Consider the following 19,225-nt stretch of genomic DNA (forward strand, 5'->3'; position numbering starts at 1 on the left):
ATTCAGGTTACACCCTTGCGGTGTTTCATTACTTTGATCGCCATTGGCGATCATCCAGGTTACACCCTTGCGGTGTTTCATTACTTTGATCACTAAAAGTGATCATATCAATAATTGAAATATTTTCAGCCGAACTTTCAATGGTGTTCAGCATCCAATCTATCTATAAATGTTCTTCCTCATCCTCCGGAAGCGCTTCTTTTATATATATGGCCGTAAGAAGCGAAAATACCAGAGCTTGCACCAATCCCATCAGCACGCTAAGCATCTGCATCACTACAGGCAGGCCTATTGGTACCAGATCAAAGAACGATTCTGTAACAGTCTCCTCGCCAAAAATATTTCCATAAAGCCTCAAAGTAAGAGATACAGGTCTTACAATCTCTTCCAAAGCCATCAACGGAAGCAAAAATGCAAAAGGCTTGAGCAAATGTTTATAATATCTGAGTCCATGATGTTCTCTTATTCCTATAATCTGTATAGCCACAAATACGATTATTGCCATTGCCATAGTACAGTTTATCGATCCTGTAGGAGCTGCCAGCCCTTTGATGTGCCCTGATCCGGGAAGAAGCCCCGAGTAATTGGCAAGCAGAATATATATAAACAGTGTTGCTACCAATGGAAAATAACGTCTGCAGGCTTTGCTTCCCATGATTCCCTCAAAAAATCCAAACAACCCTTCTATAGCCCATTCAGCAAAATTCTGAAAACCCGACGGTATGGTCTGCAGCCTCCTGCCGGCTATAACAGAAATCACACAAAGCAGTACAGTAATGACCGCACTTGTTATCATGCCATTTGATATCCCTATAGAATTCAACGCCTCTATCATTGACATCAAGCCTCCTTTTCCATCGTTTTTTTCTGTCCTGCAGCAAGTATTTTATTCATCACTACTAAAGCGATAGCTGTTCCTATCAAAAAAGCAGCCTCATCAAAAGGAACAATATTCCTTACAACAAAGGCCAAAAGCAATGTCAGTATATTTACTGCATAACTGATGAGTGCTCGCGCATAAAGGCCTCCCACCTTTTCCTCCTCCGCAGTTTTTTTCTCACTTTCCTGCAAATACCGCTGCCAAAGAAAAAGATTCTTAAGGTAACCTACTGCTCCTCCTAATATCAGCCCTGCAATAGCGCCTATAACATAAGTCAACCCATCTCATCTCCTCTCTTATGACTTTAAATTATACACCAATTTGCTGGAATTGTGAAACCATTTTTGAATAATTTTTTAATTAACAATCCAGTTTTTTCAACGCATACAGCGTTTTTACAATTTTTGTAACTTAAAAAACAGATAAAATTCCTAAACTTTTTTGTCATATTTTTGACATATCGTCAATCGTCAATCTCATTTATTACATTCTTAAGCCATTTTCTGCTGAAATATCGTTTTGTAAGAAATATACCTTTTACCGCTTCCTCCATTTTAACAGCCAGCACCGCAAGATATATAGGGAACTGAAAATAAAGAGATGTTATAAAAGCCATAGGCACTCCTATGAGCCAGACAGTAGAAGTTTCCGTTATCATTGCGAATTTTGTATCTCCTCCACATCTGAGCGTTCCGGTTACATGCATAGCATTATATACAGTAAGCCACATAGTGGCTCCGTATATAATAAGAATTTTCAGAGCATAATCAGCGCCTTCCTCAGAAAACTTAAATAAGCTGAGCAACGGCTCACCAGCCATAATTACACCAACTCCGAACAATATTCCGATAACAAGTCCCATTTTGACCATCTTTTTAGACATATTATACGCAAGCTCTGTTTTCCCTTCTCCCAGTTTCTGACCTACCAAAATCAATATAGCATCGCCTATGCTGAATGCAGCCATAGCAAACATATTATTTATAGTATTACACGCCTGAATAGCCGCCCCTTCTGCAATTCCTATTCTGGAAAAAGCTGCGATATAAAGAGATGTCCCTATGCCCCACAGAGTTTCATTAGTCGTAGTTGGCAGCGCATTTTTTACAATTTTAAAAGCAATTTCTCTGCTATATCCGAAGAATTCCCTGAAACGTCCGGCGATTTTATTTTTCAACACGAAAACTTCAAATAATATTATCAGCATTTCAAAAAGTCTTGCTATAGCAGTAGCCAGCGCAGCACCTTCTACGCCCAAAGCAGGCATACCCAGTTTCCCAAATATAAATACCCAGTTAAGAAACGTATTCGTAGCCAAGGCTATGACACTTGCTATAAGAGGCAGCACAGACTGCTGTGTCGCTCTAAGCGCCACAGTAAAGGGCTGGGTCACAGCAAGCATAAGGAATGTGAAGGAGCCTATTCTCACATAACCTACTCCTGCCTCTATTACCTCAGGATATTTTGTGAATATGCGCAGTATGTATTCGGGAAAAGCAATTCCCGCAATAAAAAACAGCAGACCTATGCCAAATGCCACAGTTAAGGCAAAGCCTGTTGTCTTTCTTATATTTTTAAAATCCCTGACACCGAAAAACTGAGATATGAAAGTTGCCGATCCTCCGGCAAAACCATAAAGGAGCATCCAGTATATAAAAAAAATCTGTACTGATACTCCTACAGCGTTAAGCTCCACTTCCCCAAGGCTTCCCACCATAAGATTATCTATAAAACTCAGACTTGAACCAATAAGGCTCTGCAGCGCTATAGGCAGAGCCACTTTTGTCATCATTCCCAGAAGTTCTCTGTTATTGAGGGTATTTAGACATTCCGTCTTAATCATTTGATTTTCCCGCTTTCTTCTTCTCTTTTCTCCTTTGTTATCTTATCAGCTTTCAGACTTATATTTCTGTTTCCTGTATCCGACAGCAGAACATATATCAACATAATAGCCACCGCAATAAGTCCCAGATATTCTATTACCAAACCTCTGCTGTACAAAACAGCAACGATACCCATGATCCCGCTTATGCAATACAATATCATAACAGAACGTCTCTGTCCAAATCCCGCTTTCATTATCCTGTGATGAAGATGCTCCCTGTCAGCAGTCCCTATAGACTGATGCTTCGCCACTCTTCTTACTATAGCCATCAGAGTATCAAAAATAGGAAGCCCCAACACAAGAGCCGGAATTATCACAACTACTATCGTAGCACTTTTGGCTGTTCCCAGTATAGATACCGCTGCTATAGAAAAACCTAACAGCTCCGATCCACTGTCTCCCATGAATATCTTAGCCGGATGGAAATTATAAGGAAGAAATCCAAGAGCTGCCCCTGCTATAACCATCATTGCCAGTGTAGGTATATACTGCCCATGTATATATGAAACATATCCTATACACAATGCAGAAATAGCTGATATACCAGCTGCAAGACCATCAAGACCATCTATCAGATTAACTGCATTTGTTATGGCTACTAGCCATATTATCGTTACTATACAACACGCGGCATCTCCGAACATCATATTCCCGGGTCCGAAATAATTAGTTATAAATTCTATACGTATTCCCATGATATAGATAACTGCTGCGCATACTACTTGTCCGCCCAATTTTATGAGGGGACTGAGATCTTTAAGATCATCTATAAGCCCCAGAACGTATATCAGCGTACATCCCACCATTATACTCAGAATATCTTTATGATCCGAAGCAAAGACAGCAAGAGCAACCATAATGCCTATATATATGGCTGTACCTCCAAATCTGGGCATGGGTTTTTTATGTACCCTTCTTTCATCTCTGGGAATATCCATGGCTCCTATTTTCGGAGCCGTCCAAATAGCTAAAGGAGTCGCCGCCGCTGTCACTATCAAAGCCACCGCAAACGGGCCCCATAATTCTATACTGGTCGCTGTCACTAAATCTCTCCTAACATTACTATTTTCAATCCGGCTTCCTTAAGTATATCCACAGACAACTGATCCGGATAACCTTCCTTTACTACTATTCTGCTTATTCCCGCATTTATTATCATTTTAGCACATATGACGCAAGGCTGATGTGTTATGTAAATAGAAGCCCCTTCTATACTCTGACCTAATGTGGCAGCCTGTATTATAGCATTCTGTTCTGCATGCAGGGCTCTGCACAGCTCATGCTTCTCTCCCGACGGTATACCCAGCTGCTGTCTCAAACACCCTCCTTCACGGTCGCCGCAGTGTTCAAGCCCCCTAGGCGCTCCGTTATATCCTGTAGCAACTATATGTTTATCCTTTACTATTACAGCGCCTACATGTCTCCTAAGACAAGTAGAGCGTTTTGCGGTTAAAACCGCCATATCCATAAAATATTCATCCCAGCTGGGTCTGTTGTCCATAATATTCTCCTTGTAATATAACGAAAGTTTCAATAATAAACCTCTGCCAGATAAAGCCCGTAAGGAGGAGCCGTATGGCCTGCCTTACTCCTGTTCTTTGCTTCTAATATTTTTTTCATGTCATGGAGAGGAATCCTGCCGGTTCCTATATCCACTAAAGTTCCTGTGATTATTCTGACCATATTATACAGAAAGCCGTCTCCGCTTACATGAAGCTCTATATCTCTTCCTATATCTCCATCATTAACATTATCTATTCGGTATATGTTTTCTTTGATATCGATATCAAAAATGGTTCTGACAGTAGTCTCCCTGGGTGTCCCACCTGATGCTTCAAAAGATTTGAAATCATGAGTACCTACTATATAGCCGGCAGCCGTTTTCATGGCATCCATATCCAAAGGTGCGGCCACATGATACATATAATTTCTCATAAAAATATCTGTTTCTTTGGAATTTCTTATTCTGTAAATATATTTCTTTCCCTTTGAATCAAATCTCGCATGAAAATCAAGCGGCCTTTCCTCAGCTGAAACGATTTTCACCGGCGACAGAGCAAAAGCCCCCTTTTCATGCCCGCAAAGTATATTGTTTATCACAAGAGCCAATCTTTCAGTAGGTATATTTATATCGGTTCTGAAAGACGCTTTCTGGCCGCGAGCATGTACACCGGCATCCGTTCTGCTTGTCCCACTGAGTGCGATTTCTCTTTTGAGAAGGTCCGACAATACTTTTTCAAGGTATCCCTGCACAGTCGGTCTATCTGGTTGTTTCTGCCATCCGGAAAATTCCGAGCCATCATATTCTATTGTCAATAAAATGTTTTTTTCCATATTAGATTTTATTATATAATATTTTTCTTTCAATTTATAGAGGTTGATTGAATTTCTGCGAAAAACACGAGTCAAACCATGATATTATAATAAAAAAGGCCATACTGCGAATATATAAAATATCCCGCATCCACATATATACGGTCCCAACGGCCTGACTTCATCTTTGCGATATTTTCCCGAAGCCAGACCGACCGCTGCAAAAATACCGCTGAAAAGCGATGAGGCTATGAGAACCGACACAGTCCCCTTAATCCCCAGAACCAGCCCCAAAGAGGCGAAAAGCTTTACATCCCCAAAACCCATCACCTCTTTTTTAAAAGCTGCTCCGCCCAGCACAGCCACCATAAGCATAACGCCCCCGCCTATAAGCGCTCCGGTAAGAGGCTGCCAAACAGAACTGTGATAGGGGATAAAACCGAATGCTGACAACGCCAGCATTATAACAAATTGATCCGGAATAACCATATATTTTAAATCCGCCAGCCCTATTATGAGCATTGCCCAGCACGCGAAAAGGCCTGCTGCAGCAAGTCTCACATCAAAAAAGGAGAGCCTTATGAGAAGACAAATAAACCCAGCTGCATATATCCATCTCCATGGAAAACCTTTTACCCGCTGTATATATGGGTCTTTCAGCTCCTGTGAAGGAGCATGTCCGTAATCACACAACCACTTGGCCGGCATCTTATTGAAAATATATATTGCCGCGAATCCCGCAAGAGTCCCTAAAAACAAACTTACGACTATTTTTACAATAATAATTATCATACCTTTATTCCCCCTTTATCTACTTTATTCTATCAATTTCCTTTTTTAACCACAATATTATTTTGGATATTTTGTCGTAATATGGGGAATGCCGTCGTACGTTTTGTATAGCAAAACCGTTATTTTACCTATAAAATCTCATTAACGGCACAAATGATGAACATTAAGGAGAACGATTATGATAAATAATATATTATCGCCTGAAAGGGACATAGTGTTGATCGTTGACGATACAGCGGCCAACCATGAAGTAATACAAACATTTTTAAATGATATAGGAGTTAAATGCGAGAATGCCTTTGATGGCATGGAAGCCATCACAATGTGCAGTTCTGTGGAAAGTAATTATTATTCCCTGATTCTTATGGATATAAACCTCCCCGGTATGGACGGACTTGAGACCACAAGGAAAATGAGAAAAATGGGAGTAACTTCTCCCGTGATCGCTGTTACTGCTGCAAGTAAAGATGAAGAAAAAATAAAAGTAGCAGAAGCCGAAGATCTTTTCGAACTTCTTCTTTTTAAACCTTTTAATTCATCTGTTTTTTACACTACCATATCACCGTATATAAAATTAGCACTGCTCCGTTCACTGCTTCCTGAAATCAAATCCAACGGCACTGCAACTTTTTCCAATCTTGATCCTGAAGTCTGCGATATCCACACAGCTATAGAAAATATGGGAAACAGTCCGAGACTGTTCATGAAACACTTCAACAACTTCAAAACAAATAACGCGGATCTCTCTTTAAGGCTTACAGAGCTCATAGAAAACAGGCAGTGTTCCGATGCAGCTGTACTTTGCCACTCTATAAAAGGGCTTTCCGGTATGCTGGGTCTCACAGCTTTATATAAACATATAATTGCTCTGGAAGATATATTGAAAAAAGAGGATACCCCTGATGAAGATACACCGACAAATATGTTTAAAATATCTCAGCTTCTCACTTCAATAAATGATGATATCAGGTCCATATGTCAGATGCAACTATAAAAAAGAGCGGTCACTTCACTCTGTCTCGTGACTGCTCTTTTTCATTATTTATCCTTATATAAATATCCCTTTATCTTCCGAAACTTATATTGATGTCTCCTGAATCATTGACAACTTTTATAATATTCTCGCCGTTTCCCTGATTGATATAACCGAAATCCTCATATTTATGGGAACCTGCTTCCACATCTCCAAAATCAGTATACAGATCGAGAGTATAAAGTTCTTCCTTCAGTGTTGTAACTATATCTGTATCTCCGTAATCAGACTTAATATTTGTGTTACCGTAAAATTCACCCTGTAAATCTATATCGCCCGCATCCGCCTCGATAGAGAGACCTTTGCTTTTAAGAACACGCCCTTCTATATCTCCGTAATCAGATATTATATTCATCGTATCGTATGAAACTCTATCCATGCTTATATCCCCGGAATCTGCATTTATACTTACCGTCCCTGCTGATATGTCGCTTATCTCCACATCGCCATAGTCTGTATCTATGTCTATATTCTTTATATTTATTCCCTCCGGAACATATACCTCCAGATAAGGGGATCTGTCTCCTGTCCCCAGATCTATCAAAACTCCGCCTTTCATCTCTCCTGCATCAACCGTGAGAACTCCATTTTCTACTCTGAATATAGGATTATTGGAGTTCTTGTCAAAAGATACTCTTGTCTTAGAGATGTCTCCTTTACAGATCATCACATCTATATCCCCTTTTACGCTTAATGAGTCAAACTGGTCTGTTTCCTTCAGACTTGTATATGTCCTTTCCACATTTCCCCCTCTGAACCATGTATATTTCTCACTGAGCTTATCCATAAAGTGAATTCCCCCTGTAACGTATCCCACAACAGATAGGATAAGGCCCATGCATACAGCTGCAGCACATATTATAAAAAATTTTTTAAGACCTTTATTCATCTTTCCCGCCTCCTTCTTCACCAGTCATCTCATCTTTATAACGCCATTTTTTTTGTTCATTTAAATCTACCATTTTCTTTATACGTCTTCTGTCATTGTGTCTTCTGGCAGCGCTCACCATAGCGCTGGTTCCTGCTTTTACTCCCATCGCAAGCAATACTCCCATTGCCGCCATGAATCCCAATGTACCGATTCCTATTCCCAGAAACAGCAATGCTGTAGGTACAGCAACCGGAACCGCCATAAATCCGAAAACGATAAAGGCTACCGCAGCTACGAAACAACCAATAATGGCTGCGAAAACAGCTGCCACGCATCCTATCAAAGCCACAAAGATAGCTATGACAAGTGCCCCAAGCGCCACAGCCAGAGGGATGGAAACAGGCGCTGAACATATTCCTATCACTACATACCACGCTGCAGAAAGTCCTTTTTTAACAGTAGGTTTATCATCTTCATCAAACAATCTGACCGCATACTCAGATTTTATTTGTCCCGCTACTTTTTTAGGATTGCCCAGATGCTCAAGAACTTCCTGTTCATTTTCTTTTCCTGCCTCGTCAAAGTACTCTTCATAATACTCAATGGCAGCATCTATTTCTTCCTGAGGCAATTTTGATATTTCTGATCTTAGTTTTTCTATAAATTCTTTCCTAGTCATCTTCTCCTCCTCCAACTTTCCTCTTTGGCTCATCATCCAAAAATGTATCTATAGCATTTTTGTAATCCAGCCATTGTACTTTATATTCCTGTAGTTTCTTTTTTCCTTCTTCGGTTATTGAATAGTATCGCCTGTTTCTCCCCTGATATGGTTTATCATATGTCTTACAGAATTTTTCTTTCTGCAGTCTTCTAAGAACCGGATACAGGGTAGATTCGGAGACCACTATCGCTTTCTTCATGGACTGAGTGATCTCATACCCATACGTATCTCCGCCGTTAAGGATCGCTAAAGCACATGCATCCAGCAAGCCCGACTCAATTTTGAAACCCATACTTCCCTCCTTTTATTTGCACAATATTGTTTTCTGTTTAATACTATATATTATATAATATTATTTGTCAATAGAAATTGTATTTTTTATTATGAAAAATTTCAATGCAAAAGAGACTTTGCCTCATGGATTTTCCCTTGAGCCAAAGCCTCTTCTCAGATGCCTCATATTTTAATTTTATTTATAATCTGCCTCATTTCATCGGCATCCGTTATCGTATTCGCTTTATGTCTGAGTGCCGCTGCACCATGGATCCCTTTAATATACCATCCTACATGTTTTCTTATTTCTCTTACGGCAATATGTTCTCCCTTATTTGCTATAACCATATCAAAATGTCTGAGAAGCATATCGGCTCTTTCCTCCTTTGAAGGAGGATCCGGAAGTTCTCCTCCCTCCCAAAGCGCTCTTGCATCTCTAAATATCCATGGATTGCCTAACGCTCCGCGTGCTATCATAACACCGTCACATCCGGTTTTTTTCAACATGTTCACGGCATCTTGACCGCTGAAAACATCTCCGTTTCCGATAACAGGCACTGATACATTCTTCTTGACATCCGCAATCACCTGCCAATCTGATCTTCCTTCATAATACTGTTCTCTTGTCCTGCCGTGAACAGTTATGGCATTCACTCCTGCTGATTCCAACACTTTTGCAGTCTCCACCGCTGTATTCGTTCCTCGTTCAAAACCCATGCGTATTTTTGCTGTCACTGGTTTTTCTGCGGCTTTTACCATGGCGCTTATCACATCATAAAGAACATCGAGCTTTTTCAGGAGCGCCGACCCTTCTCCATTTTTTACGATCTTAGGAACCGGACAACCTACATTAAGATCGAGCACCACATTATCCCGGTGTTTTAACGTCCTTGCTGCAAAGGTCATAATCTCAGGATCACTACCGAACAGCTGAAACGCTACTGCGCCTTCGTCCTTTCCCATATCTAACAAAACTTGACTTTTCCGGTCTCCATACCACAGTCCTTTGGCGCTCACCATTTCCGTACAGACTAAAGAAGCCCCTTGCTTGGCGCAGAGGCTTCTCATCGCTTTATCAGTTATTCCTGCCAATGGAGCGAGAAAAAAAGGACTATCGGGTTTGAAGGATCCTATATTAAAAAGTTTCCTCTCCATATTCACACCTTTCCTGTTCTGCTTTAGAATCAGATTTTCTCACTTTTTTATTTTTTTCATATATAAGCTGCAAGCCTTCAAGCGTCAGCATTTTATCAACATGATCTATGCAGTCTATTCCCGAATCTATCATCGTTGCCAGTCCGCCTGTAGCAATAACCTTAACATCAGCCGAATCATCATTGCTGTACTCACGAAGCTCTTTCTTCATCTTTTTAACTATATAGTCTACCATTCCCATATGACCATATACAAGCCCTGACTGCATACTGTTTATAGTATTTCTGCAGATCACACTTCCCGGGACTTCAAGCTCTACCTTCGGAAGTTTTGCTGTTTTCTCAAAAAGAGCTTCTGAAGATATTTTAAGTCCCGGCGCTATAGTTCCTCCTATATATTCCGCTTTTTCTGATATCGCACAAAAGGTCGTCGCAGTTCCAAAGTCTATTATAATCAGAGGGCCACCATATTTAGCATGTGCTGCCACAGCATTAACGATCCTGTCAGATCCGACCTGCTTGGGATTATCATATTTTACTACTATACCAGTCTTTATGCCTGCACCGATAACTATTGCTTTACGGTGAAAATATTTCAGTGAAAGATGCTGCAGCGTATAAAGCACTGATGGAACTACCGTTGAAATTATCACATCTTTAACGGCTTTCACACTTAATCCCTCATACTGAAACAAAGCCCCGATGATCATTCCATATTCATCTGCACTTTTATTATTATCAGTCTCAAGTCTCCAATTGGTGATCATCTTACCATCTTTGAATACTCCCAATACTATATTTGTATTTCCAACATCAAATGCCAGTAGCATGGTATTCTCCTTTGCTCTGTAGATTTTTACTTAAAATAAAGACGGTCCGTTTGCAACGGCTCTATTGTATCATAAATATAACTATATTCGAAACATTTTTATTTAAGAGTCACGAGAACATCTCCGGTACTTACAGATGTCCCTTTTACTGCAGGTACAGATGAAACTGTTCCGGATGACGGAGCCAATATCTCGTTTTCCATCTTCATGGCTTCAAGGATAACCAGCACATCGCCGCTGCTTACCTTCTGTCCGGGCGCCGCTTTTACATCCAGCACTGTTCCCGGCATCGGCGCTGTAACAGGAATTTCTCCTTCAGCTATCGCTGCTGCTTCAGACTCCTGTTTTTCAGGTTCTGCTGCTGCAGATTCAGAAATATCTGCCGATACAGGCGCTGCAGAAGCTGCCGCAGATTTATATACAGGTGCAGAGCTTCCCGCCTCTTCTACTTCTACTTCATATGTCTTGCCGTTTACGGTGATATTATATTTTTTCATATGTCAAACTTCCTCCGATACCATTAAAATTTTCTGCTTTCTATACAGTCCATTTTGGCTGCGTTAGACCATGATGTATCATTTCCTGATATTCTCGTGATTTTTCTCACTATCAGAGAACTCGATCCACAGTCAGCCCGATAAGCCGCAATAGCAGCCATTATTACTGCCGCCAGTTCTGTTTCAGATATACTCTCGCCACTGTCTGCTGTTTGAGGTTTCTGCAGTTTTGGCTTTTCAATATTTTCTTTTTTAAAAACGGGTTCCGGAATATCCGGCAGCAGGTTCTGCAGAAGCTGCGCCCGTGCCGTATCTTTTTTCTTTCGACTTATATGTCGTACCAACATTGTGATCAGCAGAATCAATACTGCAAAAATACACAGAATTATACATATACCAATAATCATAAAAGGAGCGGAATCAGTAAATTTTTCTACAAAGCTCATTCTGACACCTCCTTAAAGAGGGATATTACCGTGCTTTTTAGCCGGCAGCGATTCCCTTTTCGTGCTCAACATATCCAGCGCACTTATCACTCTTTGTCTTGTAGCTGCCGGTTCGATCACATCATCTACATAACCGAGCCCCGCTGCTATATAAGGATTATTGAATTTTTCCTCATATTCTGCTATCTTTTCAGTTCTTAACGCATCGGGATCATCAGCACTCTTTATCTCCTTTTTAACAGACGAAATTATATTAACAGCCCCTGAAGCACCCATTACAGCTATCTGCGCTGTCGGCCATGCCATTACCATATCCGCTCCCAGTTCTTTGTTGCACATTCCTATGTATGCTCCACCATAAGCTTTTCGCAAGATCACTGTTATCTTAGGAACAGTAGCTTCACAATAGGCATATAACATCTTAGCTCCATGCCTTATTATACCTCCGTATTCCTGACCTGTACCGGGCAGGAATCCCGGAACATCCTCTATAGTAAGAAGCGGTATGTTGAAAGCATCACAACGTCTTATAAATCTTGCCGCTTTATCAGATGCATCTATATCAAGACAACCTGCCCCGAATTTAGGCTGATTTGCAATAACTCCAACCGTGGCCCCATCCATTCTTATAAAACATGTTATCATATTTTTGGCATAATGAGGCATGACATCGTAGATCACACCATTATCAGCAATTTTGATAATAACTTCATACATATCATACGCCTTGTTAGGATTATCAGGAATAATATCATTAAACTCCGGAATCATCCTATTTATATCATCGCCACACTCATAAACAGGAGATCCTTCCATATTATTGGAAGGCATATAACCGAGAAGCTCTCTTACCATCATCAATGTCTCCTCGTCATCCTTACCCACAAAGTGAGCAACTCCGCTAACAGTATTATGCGTCATCGCTCCGCCCAGCTGCTCCGCTGTAACTGACTCTCCTGTTACCGTTTTTATTACTTCAGGTCCCGTAATAAACATCTGACTTGTCTTGTCCACCATAAATACGAAATCTGTTATCGCCGGCGAATAAACGGCTCCTCCCGCACATGGTCCCATTATTACTGATATCTGCGGTATCACACCTGACGATATGGTATTGTTTCTGAAAATCTTGCCAAATCCGGAAAGTGCCGCTACACCTTCCTCAACTCTGGCTCCTCCCGAATCCTGCAATCCTACTATCGGAGCCCCCATCTTAAGAGCCATATTCTGTACTTTGACGATTTTCTCCGCATGATATTCTCCCAGAGATCCTCCGCTGACAGTAAAATCTTGAGCAAAGGCAAACACAAGTCTTCCGTCAACCTGTCCATATCCTGTAACTACACCATCTCCAGGCAGTTCTTTCTTATCCATACCGAAATTACTGCATCGATGCTTAACAAAGGCATCGATTTCTACAAAACTATTTTTATCAAAAAGTATATCAAGCCTTTCCCTTGCTGTAAGTTTTCCTTTGGCATGCTGTGCCTGAATCCTCTTCTCGCCTCCACCTTGTGCGAGTTCTTCTTTCATCTTCCGAAGCTGATCCAGCTTATTCATCTATCCTTCCCTCCTTAAAACCTTCCGATTCTACGCAAAAACCTCCTGGACAGAAAGCTCAATATTACACGCTATCATGCCCGGAAGGTATATAAAATCTTAGTCTCTGAATTTCTTATGGAGCGGATACTTGTCCGTAAGTTCTCTTACGATGGCTCTGGCTTCATTCATAGCCTCTTTATCTTCCGGATTATCTATTACAAGAGCAATGGCATCCACTGTTCTCACAACATCATCTTCATTAAATCCTCTGCTTGTCATGGCAGGTGTTCCCAATCTAAGACCGCTGGTCACAAATGGACTCTGAGGATCATTAGGTATAGCATTTTTATTGGTAGTTATATTGGCATCATCAAGAAGATTTTCCGCCAGTTTCCCTGTTATTCCTTTATTAACAAGCTTAACCAAAACAAGATGGTTATCTGTACCTCCTGAAACAAGCTCAAAATCTTTTGCATTCAGAGCTTTCTCCAAGGCTTTGGCATTATTGAGAACCTGTTGCTGGTATTCCTTAAATTCAGGCTCCATCGCTTCTTTAAAGCATACCGCTTTAGCTGCGATTATATGCATGAGCGGACCGCCCTGCGTCCCCGGAAATATAGCTTTGTCTATAGCTTTGGCATATTCCTCTTTGCAGAGAATCAGTCCTCCTCTGGGACCTCTTAACGTCTTATGAGTAGTGCTGGTAACGATATCAGCGTATTCCATAGGATTAGGATGAAGCCCCGCAGCAACGATGCCTGCTATATGAGCCATATCCACCATAAGAATAGCCCCTACTTCATCAGCAATTTCTCTGAACTTGTCCGCATAAATAGTCCTCGGATAAGCAGACGCACCGGCTACGATAAGTTTATGTCTGTGCTTGAGCGCAAGCTCTCTGACATTATCAAAATCTATCATCTCTGTCTGAGGATTCAGCCCATATGACACAAAATTATAAAGTCTGCCGGAAATATTTACAGGGGATCCATGAGAAAGATGGCCTCCGTTAGACAGATCCATTCCCATAACGGTATCTCCCGGCTCAAGGACTGCCTGATAAACAGCAGTATTGGCGTTAGCTCCTGAGTGAGCCTGAACATTGGCGTGATCCGCACCGAAAATCTTTTTTACCCTCTCTATTGCAAGTGTCTCTACTTCATCTACACACTCACAGCCTCCGTAATACCTTTTTCCCGGATATCCTTCAGCATACTTGTTTGTCAGAGCGCTCCCCGCAGCCTCCATAATTTCATAATTAACAAAATTCTCCGAAGCTATCATCTCAATCTTCGTTTCCTGACGGTTTATCTCCTTCTTTATTGCTGCCGTAATTTCCGGATCCGCTTTCTCCAAGTAATTAAAGTACATTTTCTTCTCCTATCTTCCTGTATGTTATATGTGATTTGAAATATTTTTACTGTCAGCTGACGACTCTTTCCAGCCTTTTCAATGCAAGCGCCATGGTAAGCCCCGGAATTATTCTGTTTCCGGTTATCTCCACTCCCAACATCTCATTGATCTTTTTAAGCCTGTACTGTACCGTATTAGTGTGTATACCCATGAATTCAGCAGTCTTGCCGCTGTTCATGCCTGCATCGAGCACAAAAGTTTCAAGAGTCTCAAGAAGCTGCTTTCCTTTGTTCTCTCCCGCTTCTTTGAACGGGTCCAGAAGCTGTATATAATTTTTCTTTACAAAACCTCCCTGTATCTGTATATTGATACAGTTACTGACTAAAGTCAGTTCATATTTAGTAAATACCCGCTTATAGGGAAAAACATTCTGCACGAAAGACCAACTCTCGCTTATAAGCCTGTATGCATCTCCCGCACCCTCTATGCCGTTAAGCCCTGTTACATGAAATATCCTCGCTTTTTTATTCCCCTTGAGCTTGTCGAAAAGCCTGACACAGCTATTTTTGAGAGCCGCACTGCCCCCACTGTCTTCAAAAGTCAGTATCATTCCATATGTCTCATCACCCTCGGTGATCTTCATAACATTGAGATCTTCCTCTTTCTCAAACTCTGCGAATACGTGACTTTCCACTTCTGTTCCTATTCCTTTTGAAAAGAATACACTTAGGATATCATCACCGCTTATCTTAGCTTCATCTTTAAGTGTATAAGCAAGGCTTTTATTGCCTCTTATCAAAGCTTTTATAAATTCAGCCTTGGCATCCCGCTCAGGAGTGTACTTCCACATCCCCATAGCAAGTTCTATTATTTCAGCCAGCTTTGTAATCTCACCGGCCGTATACGAGTCTTCATTATCCACGATAAACATATAGTATTTGTCATTGTTGATACTTACCGGTCCCCAGTACGTAAGAACACCGTTAACATCTATCATGGTGTATACCTTAGAATTGCTCTCGACATTACGCTCTTTTCCAAGCTTTATAGCATCAGATATGGTTGCCTTATGCCGGGTTTCCACCGTTAGTATAGGGTTAAAATCTTCGCTTAATATTATCAGCTGAAAATCATTGTTTATAGCTGCCTCTCTCACGGCAGACTGAAAATTACTATGCTTTTCAAAATTAAGCAAATGAAAAACCGTATTGCTTATAAGGCTGTTGCTGAAGTTATCGCCGTACAAGACTTTATCCATAACCTCAGTGATAGCTTCTGTATACTCAGCTTCTGCCGGCATTAGAATAAGGGGCACAAGCTCACGTTCGGCTGTCTCTATAACCCTGTGATCAAGAGATCTTACGGCTCTTCCTACATAATATACAGCCAGCGCCGCACAGCCTCTTCTGGCGATATGACGTACAAAACTGCATTGCTTATCTACATCATCTTTTATTCCCAGAAAACCTGTAAGAAAGATCTCCGCTTTGTTTACACGGTAAAATTTCAAATCATCATTATCACATGCATCAAGAACAGATATGGATTTGACGTCATTAGAAAGATTCAGTTTGCCGGCAACTACCTCTGCACCTTCAAATGCTTCCAGTTCCAGACAGTCCGCAACAGTAACCTTCATTATTCATTCCTCTTTCCATCATGAGACTGCTGATCATCATCGCCGTCTTCTTCATCAGTCTGATCATCATCGTCATTGAGATAATCTGTATCATAGACTGCAAGTTCTTCCTCACTCGGCATATCATCATCACTGATATCTTCTTCTGAAGGAGTTTCATCCTCAGCAGGAACCTCGTCCTGAGGTTTTGACAGATTTGTAGGATTAAAAGGTTCAGCTGTTTTAGTCTTATCGTTGTATATCATTATAGTCGGCTTGAATTTTGAGTTTCTGTTCTTCTCTTCTAATTCTTTTGCAGCTTCCTCAAGTCTCTTTCTCTCCAGCTCCGCCTCTCTCTTACGCATCTTCTCGGACTGTTCAGCTTCAATTCTATCAAGCTCACGCTTCTTTTCCATCTTGCTCTTAAGCTCTTCTGCCAGCTCCTTAGGTGTGAGAATTCCATCGTAAAGCTTTATAAACTGTTCATTGTCAAGGGTCTCAACTTCCAGAAGACCTTCAGCTACTGCCTTGAGCTGTTCCATATTTTCCTGAAGGATAGCCTTTGCAGCAGCATAAGCCTCTTCAATTATTGCCTTTACTTCCTCATCTATCTCGGATGCCGTCTCTTCTGAATAATTCTTCCTCGTGGAGAAATCTTTACCCAGGAACACTTCGTCTGATGAGCTGTAGTTTACAGGCCCCAGTTTTTCACTGAATCCATACTTTGTAACCATTTCCTTGGCTATATCCGTAGCTCGCTGTATATCATTGCTGGCACCTGTGCTGACATCATCCAGCGTCAACATTTCGGCCACACGACCTCCCAGCAAATGGATTATCTGTTCCCGCATGGTTTCCTTTGTTCCATAGTATTTGTCTTCCTTAGGAAGTATCATTGTAAATCCGCCGGCTCTTCCTCTCGGTATTATGGTTATCTGATGGACTGGATCTGTCTTAGGAAGTACGTGAGCCACCACAGCATGACCCGCCTCATGATAGGCCGTAAGCTTCCGTTCTTCTTCGCTTATAACTCTGCTCTTTTTCTCAGGCCCGGCAATTACCTTGGTTATAGCTTCCTCTATCTCTTCCATCCTTATCTTCATGCCGTTTCTTCGAGCAGCCAAAAGCGCCGCTTCATTGAGCATATTCTCTATATCGGCAGGCGAAAATCCCGGAGTTCTTCTTGCCAAGACTTTTGGATCCACACCTTCATCCAGAGGTTTGTTTCTGGAATGTATTCTGAAAATCTCTTCCCTTCCTACTATATCAGGGATTCCTATCACTATCTGTCTGTCAAATCTTCCCGGTCTGAGAAGTGCCGGGTCAAGAACATCAGGTCTGTTGGTGGCTGCCAGTATTATTATTCCTGCATTATCAGCAAAACCGTCCATCTCGACCAGAAGCTGATTGAGAGTCTGTTCTCTTTCATCATGACCGCCTCCTAAACCTGCGCCTCTCTTTCGGCCAACGGCGTCTATCTCGTCTATGAACACTATACACGGAGCATTTTTCTTAGCCTGCTCAAACAAATCTCTTACTCTTGAAGCTCCTACACCTACAAACATTTCAACGAAATCCGATCCGCTGATGGTAAAGAACGGAACGCCTGCTTCACCTGCGGTTGCTCTTGAAATATATGTTTTTCCTGTTCCCGGAGGCCCTACAAGTAATATACCCTTAGGAATCCTGGCTCCTAAACTGTTATATTTGGCAGGATGTCTCAGAAAGTCTACGATTTCTTCCAGTTCTTCCTTTTCCTCTTTAAGTCCGGCCACATCTTTAAAGGTTATCTTCTTAAGATCACTGTCCTTTTGGAGTTTAGCTCTGCTCTTTCCGAAAGACATAGCTTTACCTCCGCCGCCGCTCTGATTCATTATCAGAATAAAGAATACTACCATTATGCCAATCATTATCAGCGTCGGCAGCAAGCTTATCCATATGGATTCCTTTTTCGGCTCATCACTCTCCAGCTTCAGATTGCCTTCATCAACCTGAGGCATGATATATGAATCATATATATAGCTCAAGTCTACCGCACTGTTGACATAAGCGTACACTTTCTCCCCCGATTTAAGCTCGGCAGTGAGTTTCGTTTCCGTAACGTTAATATTCTCTACTTCATTTTCTTTCAGGTATTTAACCATAGTGGAAGTTTTCACTTCCTTCTGTTCCTCTGTAGTACCGCTGTTGTAAAACCACACCATTGCCAGTACAAGCCCGAATATGACCACATAGATTCCAATGTTTTTTGCCTTTTTCAAGTTAATTTTCCTCCCGGTAATGTTTATATCTGTAATTTTTTTGTTATTTTATACAAATTTATCATGTCATTTTATCATGTAAACCAAGTTCCTTCAATAGAAGCATCATCTTTTTTATGGTAAATTCACACAAACTTCAGTTTTTAAAGAATATCACTTTTCCTTTTTCGACTTTCAATCTGTATCCGTGTGGGAATTCCACTACCTTGGGTGCTTGTTTTTTCTTTATTACAGCATCCGCAGATTTTATGCGTTCCTGTGAGATATCCTTATCCAGTCCTATATCAGAAAATGCTTTCATGATAAGCCTGTGACGTATGGCATCATGAATCTTGCTCAATTCCTCGCGTTTCATGACAACAACTCCTGCACCGCCTGCTTCTTTATTCTCTTTTCGAATTACAACTGTCTCATATACTCTTTCAGTCTGCTGCCACAGATAGTCTTTATCTTCAGAAGCTATCTGCCCGAGCCTCACAAGGCATTGCTTTATATTCTCATTATAACTACCTTCTATTAAAGGTATAAGCTCAAGTCTTATTTTATTTCTGGTATAAACCGATTCATTGTTGGTGTGATCCGTGACAGGATCAAGTCTGTTCTCATGACAGTAGCTTTCTATAGAATCCCTGTACACATCCAATAGAGGCCTTATAACGCTGAATCCTCTTTCCTTCCTTTCGTAAGCTATTCCTGCCAGACCATCTGTTCCTGTTCCGCGAAGAAACCTGAAAAGAATAGTCTCCGCCTGATCAT

General features: G+C 41.2%; 20 protein-coding genes. 1 reads left to right on the plus strand and 19 read right to left on the minus strand.

All coding sequences use genetic code 11. The annotated features are described in order from the left end of the window. Positions 1-163 precede the first annotated feature (163 nt). From atpB to ACLR96_RS06485, 7 genes are all read right to left on the minus strand, one after another. Complete coding sequence (gene atpB / locus ACLR96_RS06455) at positions 164-841, minus strand: F0F1 ATP synthase subunit A (RefSeq protein WP_177269659.1); 678 nt, start codon at positions 839-841, stop codon at positions 164-166. Continuing rightward, on the minus strand, positions 841-1,158 hold the full coding sequence (locus ACLR96_RS06460) for a hypothetical protein (RefSeq protein ID WP_177269661.1): 318 nt from the start codon (positions 1,156-1,158) through the stop codon (positions 841-843). Before ACLR96_RS06460 ends, atpB begins: the two co-directional genes overlap by 1 nt. Before the next feature lie 185 nt (positions 1,159-1,343). After that, positions 1,344-2,723: an MATE family efflux transporter gene (locus tag ACLR96_RS06465; protein WP_177269663.1), complete on the minus strand. Its 1,380-nt coding sequence runs from the start codon at positions 2,721-2,723 to the stop codon at positions 1,344-1,346. Next, positions 2,720-3,808, minus strand: coding sequence for an undecaprenyl/decaprenyl-phosphate alpha-N-acetylglucosaminyl 1-phosphate transferase (locus ACLR96_RS06470; RefSeq protein WP_177269665.1), 1,089 nt, complete (start codon positions 3,806-3,808; stop codon positions 2,720-2,722). The genes ACLR96_RS06465 and ACLR96_RS06470 overlap by 4 nt, the downstream gene beginning before the upstream one ends. Beyond that, the gene (locus ACLR96_RS06475; RefSeq protein WP_177269667.1) at positions 3,808-4,266 is read right to left on the minus strand and encodes a deoxycytidylate deaminase; all 459 of its coding nucleotides are present in this window, start codon (positions 4,264-4,266) and stop codon (positions 3,808-3,810) included. Before ACLR96_RS06475 ends, ACLR96_RS06470 begins: the two co-directional genes overlap by 1 nt. A gap of 29 nt (positions 4,267-4,295) precedes the next feature. Continuing rightward, positions 4,296-5,081 (minus strand): tRNA pseudouridine(38-40) synthase TruA, encoded by a 786-nt coding sequence (gene truA / locus ACLR96_RS06480; RefSeq protein ID WP_412265455.1) that lies wholly within the window; start codon positions 5,079-5,081, stop codon positions 4,296-4,298. 102 nt (positions 5,082-5,183) lie between these two features. Continuing rightward, complete coding sequence (locus ACLR96_RS06485) at positions 5,184-5,870, minus strand: prepilin peptidase (RefSeq protein ID WP_177269671.1); 687 nt, start codon at positions 5,868-5,870, stop codon at positions 5,184-5,186. Between the two features lie 178 nt (positions 5,871-6,048). Between ACLR96_RS06485 and ACLR96_RS06490 the strand changes: the two genes are divergently transcribed. Continuing rightward, the gene (locus ACLR96_RS06490; protein WP_177269673.1) at positions 6,049-6,864 is read left to right on the plus strand and encodes a response regulator; all 816 of its coding nucleotides are present in this window, start codon (positions 6,049-6,051) and stop codon (positions 6,862-6,864) included. Positions 6,865-6,934: 70 nt separating this feature from the next. Here ACLR96_RS06490 and ACLR96_RS06495 read toward each other — a convergent pair whose 3' ends face one another. From ACLR96_RS06495 to ACLR96_RS06550, 12 genes are all read right to left on the minus strand, one after another. After that, positions 6,935-7,792: a DUF4097 family beta strand repeat-containing protein gene (locus ACLR96_RS06495; protein WP_177269675.1), complete on the minus strand. Its 858-nt coding sequence runs from the start codon at positions 7,790-7,792 to the stop codon at positions 6,935-6,937. Further along, a complete protein-coding gene (locus ACLR96_RS06500; protein ID WP_177269677.1) occupies positions 7,785-8,453 on the minus strand; it encodes a DUF1700 domain-containing protein in 669 nt (222 codons plus the stop codon). The genes ACLR96_RS06495 and ACLR96_RS06500 overlap by 8 nt, the downstream gene beginning before the upstream one ends. Then, entirely contained in the window at positions 8,446-8,787 is a 342-nt protein-coding gene (locus tag ACLR96_RS06505; RefSeq protein ID WP_177269679.1) for a PadR family transcriptional regulator, read from the minus strand. The genes ACLR96_RS06500 and ACLR96_RS06505 overlap by 8 nt, the downstream gene beginning before the upstream one ends. A gap of 164 nt (positions 8,788-8,951) precedes the next feature. Next, positions 8,952-9,923, minus strand: coding sequence for a tRNA dihydrouridine synthase DusB (gene dusB / locus ACLR96_RS06510; protein WP_177269681.1), 972 nt, complete (start codon positions 9,921-9,923; stop codon positions 8,952-8,954). After that, on the minus strand, positions 9,904-10,752 hold the full coding sequence (locus ACLR96_RS06515) for a type III pantothenate kinase (RefSeq protein ID WP_177269683.1): 849 nt from the start codon (positions 10,750-10,752) through the stop codon (positions 9,904-9,906). The genes dusB and ACLR96_RS06515 overlap by 20 nt, the downstream gene beginning before the upstream one ends. A 98-nt stretch (positions 10,753-10,850) precedes the next feature. Continuing rightward, on the minus strand, positions 10,851-11,249 hold the full coding sequence (locus ACLR96_RS06520) for a biotin/lipoyl-containing protein (protein ID WP_177269685.1): 399 nt from the start codon (positions 11,247-11,249) through the stop codon (positions 10,851-10,853). Between the two features lie 23 nt (positions 11,250-11,272). Beyond that, entirely contained in the window at positions 11,273-11,695 is a 423-nt protein-coding gene (locus tag ACLR96_RS06525; protein ID WP_177269687.1) for an OadG family protein, read from the minus strand. A 12-nt stretch (positions 11,696-11,707) separates the two neighbouring features. Beyond that, positions 11,708-13,255, minus strand: coding sequence for an acyl-CoA carboxylase subunit beta (locus ACLR96_RS06530; RefSeq protein WP_177269689.1), 1,548 nt, complete (start codon positions 13,253-13,255; stop codon positions 11,708-11,710). 99 nt (positions 13,256-13,354) lie between these two features. Then, positions 13,355-14,608: a serine hydroxymethyltransferase gene (gene glyA, locus ACLR96_RS06535; protein WP_412265457.1), complete on the minus strand. Its 1,254-nt coding sequence runs from the start codon at positions 14,606-14,608 to the stop codon at positions 13,355-13,357. Positions 14,609-14,660: 52 nt separating this feature from the next. After that, positions 14,661-16,229 carry a PucR family transcriptional regulator gene (locus ACLR96_RS06540; protein WP_177269693.1) on the minus strand — a complete coding sequence of 523 codons (1,569 nt, stop codon included), beginning with the start codon at positions 16,227-16,229 and terminating at the stop codon, positions 14,661-14,663. Then, the gene (gene ftsH / locus ACLR96_RS06545; protein ID WP_177269695.1) at positions 16,229-18,469 is read right to left on the minus strand and encodes an ATP-dependent zinc metalloprotease FtsH; all 2,241 of its coding nucleotides are present in this window, start codon (positions 18,467-18,469) and stop codon (positions 16,229-16,231) included. The genes ACLR96_RS06540 and ftsH overlap by 1 nt, the downstream gene beginning before the upstream one ends. A 136-nt stretch (positions 18,470-18,605) precedes the next feature. After that, positions 18,606-19,225, minus strand: a 620-nt coding sequence (locus ACLR96_RS06550) for an ATP-binding protein (protein ID WP_412265458.1), incomplete at its 5' end; no start/stop codon positions are given.

Origin of the sequence: Lentihominibacter sp. (assembly GCF_046951855.1) — a bacterium.
GTDB lineage: Bacteria > Bacillota > Clostridia > Peptostreptococcales > Anaerovoracaceae > Lentihominibacter > Lentihominibacter hominis.

Coding starts and splice junctions, on each gene's coding strand:
- atpB (WP_177269659.1), bottom strand. CDS start 841: ATGTCAATGATAGAGGCGTTGAATTCTATAGGGATATCAAATGGCATG.
- ACLR96_RS06465 (WP_177269663.1), bottom strand. CDS start 2,723: ATGATTAAGACGGAATGTCTAAATACCCTCAATAACAGAGAACTTCTG.
- ACLR96_RS06475 (WP_177269667.1), bottom strand. CDS start 4,266: ATGGACAACAGACCCAGCTGGGATGAATATTTTATGGATATGGCGGTT.
- ACLR96_RS06485 (WP_177269671.1), bottom strand. CDS start 5,870: ATGATAATTATTATTGTAAAAATAGTCGTAAGTTTGTTTTTAGGGACT.
- ACLR96_RS06490 (WP_177269673.1), top strand. CDS start 6,049: ATGATAAATAATATATTATCGCCTGAAAGGGACATAGTGTTGATCGTT.
- ACLR96_RS06495 (WP_177269675.1), bottom strand. CDS start 7,792: ATGAATAAAGGTCTTAAAAAATTTTTTATAATATGTGCTGCAGCTGTA.
- ACLR96_RS06500 (WP_177269677.1), bottom strand. CDS start 8,453: ATGACTAGGAAAGAATTTATAGAAAAACTAAGATCAGAAATATCAAAA.
- ACLR96_RS06505 (WP_177269679.1), bottom strand. CDS start 8,787: ATGGGTTTCAAAATTGAGTCGGGCTTGCTGGATGCATGTGCTTTAGCG.
- dusB (WP_177269681.1), bottom strand. CDS start 9,923: ATGGAGAGGAAACTTTTTAATATAGGATCCTTCAAACCCGATAGTCCT.
- ACLR96_RS06515 (WP_177269683.1), bottom strand. CDS start 10,752: ATGCTACTGGCATTTGATGTTGGAAATACAAATATAGTATTGGGAGTA.
- ACLR96_RS06520 (WP_177269685.1), bottom strand. CDS start 11,249: ATGAAAAAATATAATATCACCGTAAACGGCAAGACATATGAAGTAGAA.
- ACLR96_RS06525 (WP_177269687.1), bottom strand. CDS start 11,695: ATGAGCTTTGTAGAAAAATTTACTGATTCCGCTCCTTTTATGATTATT.
- ACLR96_RS06530 (WP_177269689.1), bottom strand. CDS start 13,255: ATGAATAAGCTGGATCAGCTTCGGAAGATGAAAGAAGAACTCGCACAA.
- glyA (WP_412265457.1), bottom strand. CDS start 14,608: ATGTACTTTAATTACTTGGAGAAAGCGGATCCGGAAATTACGGCAGCA.
- ACLR96_RS06540 (WP_177269693.1), bottom strand. CDS start 16,229: ATGAAGGTTACTGTTGCGGACTGTCTGGAACTGGAAGCATTTGAAGGT.